The organism is Acidovorax sp. GW101-11A03 (assembly GCF_059424825.1).
The window spans coordinates 28,668-41,324 of record NZ_JBWKZU010000027.1 but is presented as its reverse complement, the minus strand read 5'-3'; the positions used below and the strand labels follow the sequence as shown (position 1 = coordinate 41,324).

At 68.9% G+C, this 12,657-nt stretch carries 10 protein-coding genes; 5 read left to right on the top strand and 5 right to left on the bottom strand.

Annotated features, from left to right (window positions below):
• Positions 1-60: 60 nt before the first annotated feature.
• Positions 61-1,065, bottom strand: coding sequence for an alpha/beta hydrolase (locus AC07Z7_RS13080; RefSeq protein WP_494766467.1), 1,005 nt, complete (start codon positions 1,063-1,065; stop codon positions 61-63).
• A gap of 230 nt (positions 1,066-1,295) precedes the next feature.
• On the opposite strand from AC07Z7_RS13080, the gene ompR reads away from it, so the two are divergent.
• Together ompR and AC07Z7_RS13070 are read left to right on the top strand one after the other, a co-directional pair.
• Complete coding sequence (gene ompR, locus AC07Z7_RS13075) at positions 1,296-2,039, top strand: osmolarity response regulator transcription factor OmpR (protein ID WP_094289691.1); 744 nt, start codon at positions 1,296-1,298, stop codon at positions 2,037-2,039.
• Positions 2,036-3,418, top strand: a complete 1,383-nt coding sequence (locus AC07Z7_RS13070) for an ATP-binding protein (protein ID WP_494766466.1) — start codon at positions 2,036-2,038, stop codon at positions 3,416-3,418. Before ompR ends, AC07Z7_RS13070 begins: the two co-directional genes overlap by 4 nt.
• Positions 3,419-3,450: 32 nt before the next feature.
• Here AC07Z7_RS13070 and AC07Z7_RS13065 read toward each other — a convergent pair whose 3' ends face one another.
• Positions 3,451-5,400 (bottom strand): sigma-54-dependent Fis family transcriptional regulator, encoded by a 1,950-nt coding sequence (locus AC07Z7_RS13065; protein ID WP_494766465.1) that lies wholly within the window; start codon positions 5,398-5,400, stop codon positions 3,451-3,453.
• Positions 5,401-5,714: 314 nt separating this feature from the next.
• Here AC07Z7_RS13065 and exaC point away from each other — a divergent pair, with 314 nt between their 5' ends.
• The gene (gene exaC / locus AC07Z7_RS13060; protein ID WP_015016223.1) at positions 5,715-7,238 is read left to right on the top strand and encodes an acetaldehyde dehydrogenase ExaC; all 1,524 of its coding nucleotides are present in this window, start codon (positions 5,715-5,717) and stop codon (positions 7,236-7,238) included.
• A 171-nt stretch (positions 7,239-7,409) separates the two neighbouring features.
• Positions 7,410-7,784: a DUF779 domain-containing protein gene (locus AC07Z7_RS13055; protein ID WP_494766464.1), complete on the top strand. Its 375-nt coding sequence runs from the start codon at positions 7,410-7,412 to the stop codon at positions 7,782-7,784.
• 50 nt (positions 7,785-7,834) lie between these two features.
• On the opposite strand, the gene AC07Z7_RS13050 is transcribed toward AC07Z7_RS13055, so the two are convergent.
• Positions 7,835-9,817 carry a methyl-accepting chemotaxis protein gene (locus AC07Z7_RS13050; protein ID WP_494766463.1) on the bottom strand — a complete coding sequence of 661 codons (1,983 nt, stop codon included), beginning with the start codon at positions 9,815-9,817 and terminating at the stop codon, positions 7,835-7,837.
• A gap of 255 nt (positions 9,818-10,072) precedes the next feature.
• On the opposite strand from AC07Z7_RS13050, the gene AC07Z7_RS13045 reads away from it, so the two are divergent.
• Positions 10,073-10,513 carry an acyl-CoA thioesterase gene (locus tag AC07Z7_RS13045; RefSeq protein ID WP_094289681.1) on the top strand — a complete coding sequence of 147 codons (441 nt, stop codon included), beginning with the start codon at positions 10,073-10,075 and terminating at the stop codon, positions 10,511-10,513.
• Between the two features lie 128 nt (positions 10,514-10,641).
• On the opposite strand, the gene AC07Z7_RS13040 is transcribed toward AC07Z7_RS13045, so the two are convergent.
• Both AC07Z7_RS13040 and AC07Z7_RS13035 read right to left on the bottom strand, forming a co-directional pair.
• Positions 10,642-11,652, bottom strand: coding sequence for a M14 family metallopeptidase (locus AC07Z7_RS13040; RefSeq protein ID WP_494766462.1), 1,011 nt, complete (start codon positions 11,650-11,652; stop codon positions 10,642-10,644).
• Positions 11,649-12,626: a Bug family tripartite tricarboxylate transporter substrate binding protein gene (locus AC07Z7_RS13035; protein ID WP_094290185.1), complete on the bottom strand. Its 978-nt coding sequence runs from the start codon at positions 12,624-12,626 to the stop codon at positions 11,649-11,651. The genes AC07Z7_RS13040 and AC07Z7_RS13035 overlap by 4 nt, the downstream gene beginning before the upstream one ends.
• Between the last annotated feature and the right edge of the window lie 31 nt (positions 12,627-12,657).

Below are 12,657 nucleotides of genomic sequence, written 5' to 3'. Positions count from 1 at the left end.
CGTTTGCGCGCGATGGACTTGCCTTTTAAGCTATCAAATTGGTAGTTATTGCGCAAGCCCTCACGGCAGGCGCCGCGCCACCTCGGCGTCCAGCGATCCCATGAAGGCCTCCACGGCCCGGGTGTAGGGGCTCTCCAGCCCCAGCTGGGCGTTGATTTCACCGTGGCTCAGGTCCTGCGGCAGCACCTCGGCGCGGCCGCCCAGGCTGTGCACATGGCGGGCCAGGGCCTCGGCCTGGTGGCAGGGCTGGTCTGCGCGTTCGGTGGAGCACACCATTTGCACTGGCGGGGCGCCCGCCGTCCACTGGTGCCAGGGCGACAGCAACCGCCAGTAGGCCGGGTCGGCGCCAAACGCGTCGTCGTACAGCGGCATGTGGGGCGCGCGCATATAGACGGGCACATTCATCACCGCGCTGTCGAGCACCACCGTGCCCAGCCAGGGCCAGGCGCCCTCGCGCAGGGCCTGCGGCGCGCGGGCGTTGAGCAGCGCCACCAGGTGGGCGCCGGCCGAGTGGCCCATGAGGATGAAGCGGCTGGGGTCGGCGCCCCAGGTGGTGGCGCGCTGCTGCGCGGCCATCAGCGCGGCCTGCACGTCGCGCTCCTGCTGGTCCGCGGGGGTGTCGGGCAAGAGCCGGTAGTTCACCGAGATCAGCACAAAACCCCGGGGCACCCAGCGCGCCACCTTCTCCTGCACCACGCGGCCCATGGCCTTGTCGCCATGGCGCCAGCCACCGCCATGCACCATGAAGACCACGGGCGCGCGCACGGCGCTGGCGGTGGAGGAGGAAGGGGTGGGCAGGTACACGTCCATGCGCTGGCGCGGGTCGCTGCCGTAAGGCACATCGGCAATGCGCTGCACGCCGGTGGGCAGGGCGGCGGCCTGGGCCTGGGCCTGTTTTTGGGTGATGAGCGCGCGCAGGCGCCCGCCGCCTTGCGCGCCTTCGGACGCAGGGGCCTGGGCCCACGCCGGGGCGGCCAGGGCGAGGGTGGCCACGGCCGTGAGGGTGAGGTGGGTGAAGCGGGTGAAGCGGGTGAAGCGGGTGAGCGTGCGACGGGCGGTGGGCATGGGAAAGACTCCTGCGATCGTGGCGGGGCTGCCGACGACTGACTGTCGCATCCACAGACCCGCCAATGGTTGCAGCACGGCGCCAAGTCATGACAAAGCATGACAAACGCGCAGGGGGTTGTCACAGGCTGTCATCACCGGGGCGCTGGAGTACGGGCGTGGCCCGGGTGGTGTGCGCCGTACCATCGGGACTGGGCCTGCACCTTGCCTGGCCACCAACCTTCGCCCCCATGACCGCCCCCCTCGCCAAGATCCTGGTCGCCGACGACGAGCCCGAGCTGCGCGCCCTGCTGCAGCGCTACCTGAGCGACCAGGGCTACACCGTGCGCACCGTCGAGGGCGCAGGCCCGCTCGATGCGCTGCTGCAGCGCGAGCGCTTTGATGTGCTGGTGCTCGACGTGATGATGCCGGGCGAGGATGGCCTGGCCATCTGTCGCCGCCTGCGTGCGCAGGGCGAGACCATTCCCATCCTGATGCTCACTGCGCGCGGCGACCCGGTGGACCGCATCGTGGGCCTGGAGATGGGCGCGGACGACTACCTGCCCAAGCCCTTCAACCCGCGCGAGCTGCTGGCACGCATCCAGGCCATGGTGCGGCGCCAGCGCCTGCTGGGTGCGCACACCGGGCCGCAGGGCGTGTTGAGCCGCCTGGCGTTTGGCGACTTTGTGCTGTGGCCTTCCGAACGGCGGCTGGAGCGCCGGGGGGAGGACATGCCCCTGACCACCGGCGAATTCGCGCTGCTGCTGGCCCTGGCGCAGAACCCCCACCGCCCCCTGGGCCGCGACCGGCTGCTGGCCCTGGCCTATGGGCCCGACCACGCCGCCACCGACCGCAGCATCGACGTGCAGATCATGCGGCTGCGCAAGATCATCGAGGCCGACCCGGCGCAGCCACGCCACATCCGCACCGTGTGGGGCGTGGGCTATGTGTTTGTGCCCGACGGCGCCGCGCCCGCAGGAGGGGCGCAGCCATGACGGCGCCCATCGCCACCGCCCGCCGGGGGCTCTGGCCGCGCAGCCTGCTCGGGCGCAACCTGCTGCTGATGGCCGCGCTCATCGTGCTGGGCCAACTGGTGGCCGCCGTGCTGGTGCGGCAGATGATCTTCCAGCCCCGCGTGGCGCTGGTGGCCGATGGCGTGGCCCGCAACGTGGCCGCGCTGCGTGCGGGGCTGCAGGCGCTGCCCCCGGCGCAGCGGGCGGCGTTTGTCGATGCGTTCAACCAGCAGGCCGTGGCGGCCACCCCGCCCGTGGCGCCCGAGAGCGCTGCGCGGCGCGCACTGCTCTCGCCCATGGAGCGGCAGTTTGTGCGGGCCGTGGCGCGCCGCCTGGGCGCAGACGATGCCGCCACCGCCCCCCAGCCCCTGTGGCGCCGCGACAGCGCCGGCATGCTGGCCCTGCGTGTGGAACACGCGGGTGCCGATGGCCCCGAGAGCTACTGGCTCAACCTGCCCAGCGTGTTCCCCACGCGCACCTTCACCGGCGCCTGGCTGGCCGCCACGCTGGCCAGCATGCTGCTTGCGCTGCTGGGCGCGTGGTGGCTGCAGCGCCACATCCACCGCCCGCTGGCGCAGGTGGTGGGGGCCGCGCGCCAGCTGGCGCAGGGCCAGCCCCCTGCCGTGCTGCCGGAAGCAGGCCCCGAAGAAATCGCCACCGTGGCCCGCAGCTTCAACCACATGGCGCAGAGCCTGGCCGCCGCCGACCACGAGCGCGCGCTGATGCTGGCGGGCGTGTCGCACGACCTGCGCACCCCGCTGACCAAGCTGCGCCTGGGTGTCGAGATTGCCGGTGCGCAGGTCGATGCGCCGCTGGCCGCCAGCATGGCGCGCAGCATCGACGAGATGGACGGCATCGTGGGCCAGTTCCTGCAGTTCGCGCGAAGCGGTGAGGCCGAGGCGCCCACCCCCGCATCGCTCAACGACCTGGCCCAGGCCGTGGCCGAGGCGCAGGCCGACCATGGGCGCACCGTGCGGCTGGAGCTGGGTGCCTTGCCCGAAGTGCCCGTGCGCCCCCAGGCCCTGCGCCGCGCGCTGGACAACCTGGTGGAAAACGCCTGGCGCCACGGCCAGCCGCCCGTGGTGCTGCGCACCGGGGCCGATGCCAACAGCGTGTGGCTGGAGGTGCAGGACCAGGGCCCCGGCATCGGAGCAGACGACATCGACCGCATGCGCCAGCCTTTTGCACGCGGTGGGGGAACGGCGCGCACCGGCCCGCCAGGTGCAGGCCTGGGCCTGGCCATCGTGGAGCGCGTGGCACGCAGCCATGGCGGGCGGCTGGAGCTGCACAGCGCGCCGGGCGCGGGGCTGCGGGCGCGGCTGGTGTTGCCGTTTCAAGAAAAAATGGCCGCTACCGCCTGATGGTATTGCCTCATTAGCTATCAAATTGGTAGCTAATGTGTGGTGCGCCCACCCAGCTTGCGGTACAGCGTCTGCCGGCTGATGCCCAGCTGGCGCGCCGCCTGCGACATGTTGCCGCGTGCGGCCTGCAGGGCCTGGTCGATGGCGGCCTGGGAGAGTTGCTGCAGGTTCAGTGCGATCGGGGGCGTGGTGGTTTCGGTCTGTGCAGGCGTCGGCGTTGGGGCGGCCGTGAGCGCCTGCACCAGGTCGTCCGGCATGTGCTCCCAGCCCAGGGTGTCTTCGCCCTCGGCCAGCATGGCGCAGGCGGTGCGCAGCACATTGGCCAGCTGGCGCAGGTTGCCAGGCCAGGGGTAGGTGGCCAGGCGGGCGAGCAGGTCGGGCGCCACCTGCACCTCAAAACCCAGCCCCTGTTCCGTCGCCAGGTCGGCCAGCAGGCGCTGCAGCAGCGCCACAAAGTCGCTGCGCTCGCGCAGCGCGGGCAGCTGCACCGTGAGGCCGTTGATGCGGTAGTACAGGTCTTGCCGAAAGCGCCCTTGCTCCGCCGCCTGCATGAGCTGGTTGTGCGTGGCACAGACCAGCGCAAAGTCCACCGGCACAGCCTTGCTGGCGCCCACAGGCGTCACGCTGCGCTCTTGCAGCACACGCAGCAGGCGGGTCTGCAGAGCCAGCGGCATGTCGCCGATTTCGTCGAGGAAGAGCGTGCCGCCATGGGCCTCGCGCAGGCGGCCCAGGTGGCCCTCCTTGCGCGCGCCGGTGAACGCACCGGCCACATGGCCGAAAAGTTCGGATTCGATCAGGTGCTCGGGGATGGCCGCGCAGTTGATGGCCACAAACGGCGCATCGCGGCGCGGGCCGCTGGCGTGCAGCGCGCGCGCAAACACCTCCTTGCCCACGCCCGACTCGCCCTGCACCAGCACCGCAATCGGTTTGCCCACCACACGGCGCGCCTTGTCGGCGGCAGCGCGCCAGCGGGCGTCGCCGGTGTCCAGCTGGGCCAGGGCGTCTTGCTGGGGCGCAGCAGTCGTCGCAACGGCGGGCCGTGTGGGCGTGGCAACCCAGGCGGTGTCCATCTGCACCTGTGCAAACAGCAAGGCGCCTTGCAGTGTGCGCAAGGCCTGCGGCTGCTGGGGGCGGCGCTTGTGGTGCGAGAGCAGGTCGTCCGTCCGCACGTCCAGCACCCGCTCCAGCAAGGTGGCGCCCACGTCGCCCGCAAGCAGGCCCAGCTGCGCCAGGGCCACGCGGTTGGCGCCCACGATCCAGCCGTCGGCCGACACGGCCACGATGCCCTCGGCCACGCTGCCAATGCCCTCGGGCGCGCTGTGCAGGTGCAGGCGGATGTTGCGCTTGCAGGTGGCCGCCAGCAGGCGGTTTTCGATCATGCGGGCGGCCGTGCTCACCAGGCCCAGCGCGTGGGCGTGGCCGTTGCGGTAGTCGCCCGAGATATCCAGGATGCCCAGCAGCTCGCCGGTGGCCGAGAGGATGGGTGAGGCTGCGCAGGTGAGAAAGTTGTTGCGCTCCAGAAAATGCTCGCCGCCGTGCACCTCCACCGCGCAGGACTCGGCCAGCGCCGTGCCGATGGCGTTGGTGCCCCGGTGCGCCTCGTGCCAGGAGGCACCGCTGGTCAGCGCCACGCGCTCGGCCTTGTCCACAAAGTGCGGGTCGCCCAGCGTGTGCATGAGCATGCCGCGCCGGTCGGCCAGCACCACCACGCTCTGGCTGTGGCGCACTTGCTCGAACAGGTATTCCATCACCGGCCGCGAATGCGCGAGCAGCTCGGGGTTGCTGGCCAGCACCTGGCGCAGCGTGCCGCTGCTGGGGTGGTCGATGGCCTGGGGCCGCCCGGTGGGCAGCAGGCCGGCCGCCATGCTGCGCGACCAGGAGCGCGCCAGGCGCTCGTCCACCAGGCCGCTGGGGCACTGGCCAGAGTCCAGCAGGTGCTGGCGGGCCTGTCGCAGGGCGACGGGGGAGGTGTTGGGGCGCACGCTTTGTCTCCGGGCGGGCTCAGGGCGGCCCGCTTGTGGTGTGTGGGCCAGTATGGCGGGCTCGTCGGCGCAGGGCAAGGGTGTGGGCGCAAGCGGTGTGCCAACTGTTCCATTTCGTGACAGGTGTCGCGGCCCGGCACACTGCGATGCGGGTGGCTGCAACAGGTGTACGCCCTGGCCCACCGAAAAAATCCAATGAAATCAACACCTCGCGCGCCGTGGCCTGCTGGCATGTGTTTTGAGTAAGGGGTTGCCATCGGACAGGCTCCACCGAGTCCGCCCGATGCACACAACCACCGCAGGAGACAAACACCATGACCGTTTACGCAGCCCCCGGCGCCGCTGGCGCCAAGATCACCTACAAGCCCCGGTACGACAACTTCATCGGCGGCAAATTCGTGCCCCCCGTCAAGGGCCAGTACTTTGATGTCATCACGCCCGTGAGCGGCAAGGTCTACACCCAGGCCGCGCGGTCCACGGCCGAAGACATTGAACTGGCACTGGACGCCGCCCACGCCGCCGCCGACAGCTGGGGCAAGACCGATGCGGCCACGCGCGCCAACATCCTGCTCAAGATCGCCAACCGCATCGAAGAAAACCTGGAGCGCCTGGCCTACGCCGAAACCGTGGACAACGGCAAGGCCATCCGCGAGACGCTGAACGCCGACATTCCGCTCACCGTGGACCACTTCCGCTACTTTGCGGGCTGCGTGCGTGCGCAAGAAGGCGCCTTGAGCAACATCGACGAGAACACCGTGGCGTACCACATCCAGGAGCCGCTGGGCGTGGTGGGCCAGATCATTCCGTGGAACTTCCCCATCCTGATGGCCGCGTGGAAGCTGGCCCCAGCGCTGGGCGCGGGCAACTGCGTGGTGCTCAAGCCTGCAGAGTCCACCCCCATCTCCATCCTCATCCTGGTGGAGTTGATTGCCGACCTGCTGCCGCCCGGCGTGCTCAACATCGTCAACGGCTACGGCCGTGAGGCGGGCATGCCGTTGGCGCAGAGCAAGCGCATCGCCAAGATTGCCTTCACCGGCTCCACCAGCACCGGCCGCGTGATCGCCCAGGCCGCCGCCAACAACCTGATCCCTGCCACGCTGGAGCTGGGCGGCAAGAGCCCCAACATCTTCTTTGCCGACGTGATGGACAAGGACGATGCGTTTCTGGACAAGGCCATCGAAGGCCTGGTGCTGTTTGCATTCAACCAGGGCGAGGTCTGCACCTGCCCGAGCCGCGCACTCATTCAGGAATCGATCTACGACAAATTCATGGAACGTGTCTTGAAGCGTGTGGCCGCCATCAAGCACCAGAACCCGCTGGATACCGACAGCATGATGGGCGCGCAGGCCAGCAAGGAGCAGCTCACCAAGATCCTGAGCTACCTCGACCTGGGCAAGCAGGAAGGCGCGGAAGTGCTGGCTGGCGGCGGCCAGGCCCACCTGGGCGGCGACCTGGAAGGCGGCTACTACGTGCAGCCCACGCTGTTCAAGGGCCACAACAAGATGCGCATCTTCCAGGAAGAAATCTTCGGCCCCGTGCTGGCCGTGACCACCTTCAAGGACGAGGCCGAGGCCCTCGCGATTGCCAACGACACGCTGTATGGCCTGGGCGCCGGTGTGTGGAGCCGCAACGGCAATGTGGCGTACCGCATGGGTCGCGCGATCAAGGCCGGTCGCGTGTGGACCAACTGCTACCACGCGTACCCTGCGCACGCAGCGTTTGGTGGCTACAAGGAGTCGGGCATCGGGCGCGAGACGCACAAGATGATGCTGGACCACTACCAGCAAACGAAAAATCTGCTGGTTTCGTATTCGGAAAACAAGCTCGGATTCTTCTGATGCAGGTCTGCGCACGTTGAGAGCCCCGAACCGTTCGGGCTGAGCCTGTCGAAGCCCTGCGCAGCGCTTCGACAGGCTCAGCGTGAACGGGCGGGATGATGGAGACAGGAAGGCAAAGGGGGCTGGCGACAGATCCCCTTTTTGACTTCTGCCTAGATAAGGAAACATCCCATGGTCCAAAAAGTCATCGCCACCCCCGCCGCGCTGGAGTTGGTGGCCTTCCTGCAATCCAAACACGGCCCCGACCTGATGTTCCACCAGTCGGGTGGCTGCTGCGACAACAGCGCAGCCAACTGTTACCTGCCGGGTGAAATCACCATGGGCGCGGGCGACGTGTACCTGGGTGACATCGGCGGCTGCCCGTTCTATATCGGGCGCGCGCAGTACGAGACCTGGAAACACACGCAGCTCATCATCGATGTGATCGATGGCACGGGTGGCACGTTCTCGCTCGAAGGGCCCGAGGGCAAGGCCTTCCACACCCGCTCGCGGGTGTTCACGGCGGCGGAGCTGGATGCGCTGGGCATCGCCCCGCCGGAGGCCTGAAAAATTACAAGAAAAATAGCCGTTTGCGCGCGACCAGTATGCCTTGGTAGCTATTGAAGTCGTAGCGTTGCAGCGCCGCCACCGCTGCTGCCGCTGTGGCGGCCATCGCCCCCCAGGCGGAACACCGACACCACCTGCACCAGGTCCTGGGCCTGGTTCTGCAGGCTGCTGGCGGCGGCGGCCATCTCCTCGACCAGGGCGGCGTTCTGCTGCGTGACTTGGTCCATCTGCGTCACGGCCTCGCCCACCTGGGCCACACCCAGGGACTGTTCGTGGCTGGCTGCGCTGATCTCGCCCACGATGTCGGTCACGCGGCGGATGGACGCGACCACCTCGGTCATGGTGCTGCCGGCGCGGTCCACCAGGGCCGTGCCCTGCTCCACGCGCTCCACGCTGGCGCTGATCAGGGCCTTGATCTCGCGCGCGGCCTCGGCACTGCGCCCGGCCAGGCTGCGCACTTCGCTGGCCACCACCGCAAAGCCCCGGCCCTGCTCGCCCGCGCGGGCCGCTTCCACGGCTGCGTTCAGCGCCAGGATGTTGGTCTGGAAGGCGATGGAGTCGATCACGCCGATGATGTCCGAGATCTTCTGCGATGCGGCGTTGATGCCCTGCATGGTGTGGACCACCTGCGCCACCACCTCGCCACCCTGGGTGGCCACGGTGCTGGCGCTGGCCGCGAGCTGGCTGGCCTGCTGGGCGCTGTCGGCGTTCTGGCGCACGGTGGCGTTGAGCTGCTCCATCGACGCAGCGGTTTCTTCGAGTGAACTGGCCTGGCTTTCGGTGCGGGCGGACAGGTCGGTGTTGCCCTGTGCAATCTGCACGCTGGCCGTGGCCACACTCTCCGACCCGCTGCGCACCTGGCGCACCACCTGCGTGAGCTGGCTGCGCATCTGCTGCAGTGCCTGCAGCAGCTGGCCGACTTCGTTGGTGCCATGGGCAATGGGCGCACCGCTCAGGTCGCCCTGCGCCACGGCGCGCGACAGCGCCACGGCCTGCGACAGCGGCCCGGTCATGGAGCGCACAAACACCAGGGCCATGGCGCTGGTGGCCGACAGCGTGAGCACCATGGCCAGCGCCACCCACAGCAGGCCACGTTGCAAGTCGGACACGCGGGCCTGCAGCGCCTGGTCCAGGCTCGCCATCGACAGGTTGTTGAGTGCGTTCAGCGCCTCGATGGTGCGGGTGAAGGCGTCGAAGTAGTCCTTGGACGCGAGCTGCAGCTCGGTGGCGTTGATCACGTCGCGCTCAGCCATCTGCAGCGACTGCTGGATCTGGCCCTGCACCGTCTGCACGCTGCTGCCCAGCGCGCGCTGCAGGTCGGGGTTGCCCTGCAGGGCGCGGTCCAGGCCGCGGAAGGTGTCGGCCTGCAGCTCGGCCACGCGCTGCTGCAGCACCAGCAGCTGGCCCTTGCCCTGGGGCGTCAGTTCGCGTTTGCCCAAAGCGCTGGCGCCCTGGGCGCGCAGCATGCCCAGCTTTTCGCCCAGCATGGGCGCCTGGGCGAGCGATGCCTGGATCAGCGCATGGGTGTCGGCCTCGGGGTCGATCTGCAGGCCATAGGCGTGCACCAGGGCTTCGTTCAGCTGCAGCAGGCTGGCAATCAGCTGCGTGTGCTGCGCCGTGCTCTGCGCCTGCTCGATGCTGCGCGCGCCCACGGCCTGCTCCAGCGTGCGCCAGGTCTGCTGGGCCTGGGTCCAGGTGGCCATCTGGGCGGCGGGCACCTGGGCGGCGGCAAAGCGGGCGGTGACATCGGACAGCGCGGCGTTCACCGCGTCGCGTGCGGCAGGTCGGCGCGCGGCCAGGCTCTCATCGCCCCCCAGCATGCCCACCGACAGGCCCCGGTGCACCTGCATGTGCTGCACCAGGCGGGTGAGCGCCTGGACGGGGGGCACGCCGCGTGCCTCCTGGCGCGCATGGCCGATGGCGTGCAGCGAATCGCTGACGGTGAGGTAGGTGGGCAGGGCGCTCATCATGAGCCCCAGCGTTCCCAGGATCAGGAACTTTTCGAGCAGATTCAACCGGTGCAAAAGTGACATGGCAATGGGCGCACGGGCGGGCCGTGCGGCAATAGGAAACCCTCAGCGGGCGGGGTGTCGGCACCCGCCGACGGGGTGCGGCCTTCGTCGGAACGGGATCTCAGGCCGCGTGGTGTGTAACGCAATGTAGGTTTCTACGGGCAGTAGGGTTTTGACTCAAGTCAATTTCGACCATGTCGTGCCTTCACGGCGGTACACGCGCACCCGGGTGGCTGGGGAATAATTCCAGTTCACCCTTTCCTCGGGAGCTTCGGCATGCAGTCCATCACCCTCCGATTTCTGGCCCCGCAAGGTGCCCAGCCCCAGGCGGGCCGCGTGGCGGGCGGCACCGTGTTGCGCTGGGTGGACGAGGCCGGGTTTGCCTGTGCCAGCGCCTGGGCCCGGGGCGCTTGCGTCACCGAGTTTGTGGGCGGCGCCCACTTTGTGCGGCCCATTCGCCCAGGGGATCTGGTGGAGGTGCATGCGCGCCTGGCCTACACCTCCGACTCCAGCATGTGCCTGGCGGTGGAGGTGCGCAGCGGCGGCGTGCAGGGCGCGCCACTGGAGGATGTGGCGCACTGCGTGGTGGCCTACACCGCCGTGGATGCGCAGGAACTGCCCCGCCCGGTGGACGCCTGGAGCCCCGACACCCCGGGCGACATCGCGCTGGCCCAGCGGGTCAAGGCCCACATCGACGCGGCGCGTGCCGCGCAGTGAGCGCTGTGGCAGCGGCGAGGCACTTTTCTTTGATAAAAAATGGGCCTCTGCGCCCTATGGACATGCCTTTTAAGCTATCAATGTAATAGCATCCGAGGCGCTGCCTTGAACAGGACTTGGGGCCGGGTCTACAGCACCTGGCGGCGCGCAAACCGCACCACCGTCACGCCCGCGCGCGCCTGCCGCACCGAGGGCATGACCAGCACGCACCCGTCGTAGGGCGTGGCCACCGGCACCCCATCGTTGTCACCGATCACTGTGCCAGCCTGCTCAAACAGCTCCAGCCCCGTGTAGGGCGCCACAAAGCGGAAGGCGCTGCTGGTGGCGACCACGGGGCCGGTCACCTCCAGCGCCCATTGGCGGGGGGCGTCGGGCTGGCGCCAGCCGGGCAGCTGCTGCGCGAGGGTGCCAGCGTCCAGCACACCGGACTGTTCGAGGAAACGCACACACTGGTCCTGCGCCACCGTGCGGCTGGCGGGGTCGCCGTGGAAGCCACATTCGATGAGCAGCGAGCGGGTGTCGCCGCCCTCACCTTCGCCGTTTCCATCGGGCAGGCCAAAGCGGCCGTAGTCGCGCATGCGCACGCCGTCCTTGTGGCCCGCGTCCACCACGATGTGTTCGGGCGAGCGCATGGCACGCGCCAGCGCCCGGTTGCGCGGCTGGATGCCGGTGAGCAGCAGCGGCGCCGAGGGCTCGTGCATGGAGTGGATGTCGAGCAGCCAGTCGGCCTGCGTCACCCAGGGGCGCAGCGCGGCGGCGCGGCGGCGTTCGTTGGTATCAAGGGCATCGATGCGCTCATCCAGCCACTGGCGGTTGAGGTCTTCATCGGTGAAGCGCGAGGCATCGTGGTTGGCTGGGTCGAAACGGTCGAACGCGTCAAGGTTGCAGAACGCGAGCGTGAGCGTGCCCTGCTGCGGGCGCACACCGGCGTCGAGCAGGCCCTTGAGCGCCCAGGCGCCGCACAGCTCGTTGCCGTGCACCAGGGCGCTGATCATCACGTGGCGGCCGGGTTGACCCGAGTCGAAATGCCACACGCCCTCGGTGCCGGTGTTGCCCGCGCGCCAGGCGCTGATGTCGGGGGCGGGCAGTTCAAACGCCAGGGGGGGCATGGCGGTGGGGGCGAGGTCGGTGGGGTTCATTCTTCGATCTTGGCGAATTCAACAATCTTCTTGTACTTGGCCACTTCGGTCGCCAGGAACTGGTCGATGTTCACGGTGGGGGCGGCCACGGTGGAGCCGCTGGCTTCCATCTTTTTCTTGAAGTCGGGCGACTGCAGGCTGTCGGCCAGCGCTTTCTTGAGCTTGTCGAACACGGGCTTGGGCAGGTTGGCGGGCGCCATCAGCGCAAACCAGGTGCCGATGTCCACGTTCTTGTACTGCGGCGTTTCGGCCAGTGCGGGGATGTCGGGGGTCACGGCCGAGCGCTTGGCCTCGGTGGTGCCCAGGGCGATCACCTTGCCGCTCTTGATGTGCGGCAGGCCGCTGGAGAGCACGAATACGCCGTATTCGAGGTTGTTGCCCACCAGGTCGTTGGTGAGCGGCGCCACGCCCCGGTAGGGGATGTGCGTCATGAACAGCTTGCCCTGCTCCTTGACCATCTCGCCCGCCAGGTGCAGCGAGGTGCCCACGCCCGAGCTGCCGTAGCTGAACTTGCCGGGGTTCTTGGACACCTTCTGCGTGAACTCGGCCAGGGTCTTCACGCCCGTGCCCGTGGACGCCACCAGCACCAGCGGCTGCGAGGCAATCAGGCCGATGGCGGTGAAGTCCTTGATGTCGTACTTCACCTTCTTGGTCACCAGCTTGTTGATGGCGATCTCGTTGCTGGCGCCCACCAGCAGCGTGTAGCCATCGGGTGCACTGCTGGCCACCTTCTGCGCCCCGATGGCACCGCCCGCGCCGCCCACGTTCTCGATCACCACCGGCACGCCGAGCTTGTTGCCCAGCTCGGTGGCCACGGTGCGGGCGGTCAGGTCGGTGCTGCCGCCGGGCGGGTAGCCCACGACGATGGTGATGGGCTTGCTGGGGTAGGTGTCCTGCGCCAGTGCAGGGGTGGCGCCGAGCAGCGCCAGGCCGCACAGGAGTGCCGCGCGGCGCAGGGGAAGTGTGGGTTGCATGGGGAGGTCCTCGTCGTGGATCGGGGGGTTG

Coding starts and splice junctions, on each gene's coding strand:
- AC07Z7_RS13080 (WP_494766467.1), bottom strand. CDS start 1,065: ATGCCCACCGCCCGTCGCACGCTCACCCGCTTCACCCGCTTCACCCGC.
- ompR (WP_094289691.1), top strand. CDS start 1,296: ATGACCGCCCCCCTCGCCAAGATCCTGGTCGCCGACGACGAGCCCGAG.
- AC07Z7_RS13070 (WP_494766466.1), top strand. CDS start 2,036: ATGACGGCGCCCATCGCCACCGCCCGCCGGGGGCTCTGGCCGCGCAGC.
- exaC (WP_015016223.1), top strand. CDS start 5,715: ATGACCGTTTACGCAGCCCCCGGCGCCGCTGGCGCCAAGATCACCTAC.
- AC07Z7_RS13055 (WP_494766464.1), top strand. CDS start 7,410: ATGGTCCAAAAAGTCATCGCCACCCCCGCCGCGCTGGAGTTGGTGGCC.
- AC07Z7_RS13050 (WP_494766463.1), bottom strand. CDS start 9,817: ATGTCACTTTTGCACCGGTTGAATCTGCTCGAAAAGTTCCTGATCCTG.
- AC07Z7_RS13045 (WP_094289681.1), top strand. CDS start 10,073: ATGCAGTCCATCACCCTCCGATTTCTGGCCCCGCAAGGTGCCCAGCCC.
- AC07Z7_RS13040 (WP_494766462.1), bottom strand. CDS start 11,652: ATGAACCCCACCGACCTCGCCCCCACCGCCATGCCCCCCCTGGCGTTT.
- AC07Z7_RS13035 (WP_094290185.1), bottom strand. CDS start 12,626: ATGCAACCCACACTTCCCCTGCGCCGCGCGGCACTCCTGTGCGGCCTG.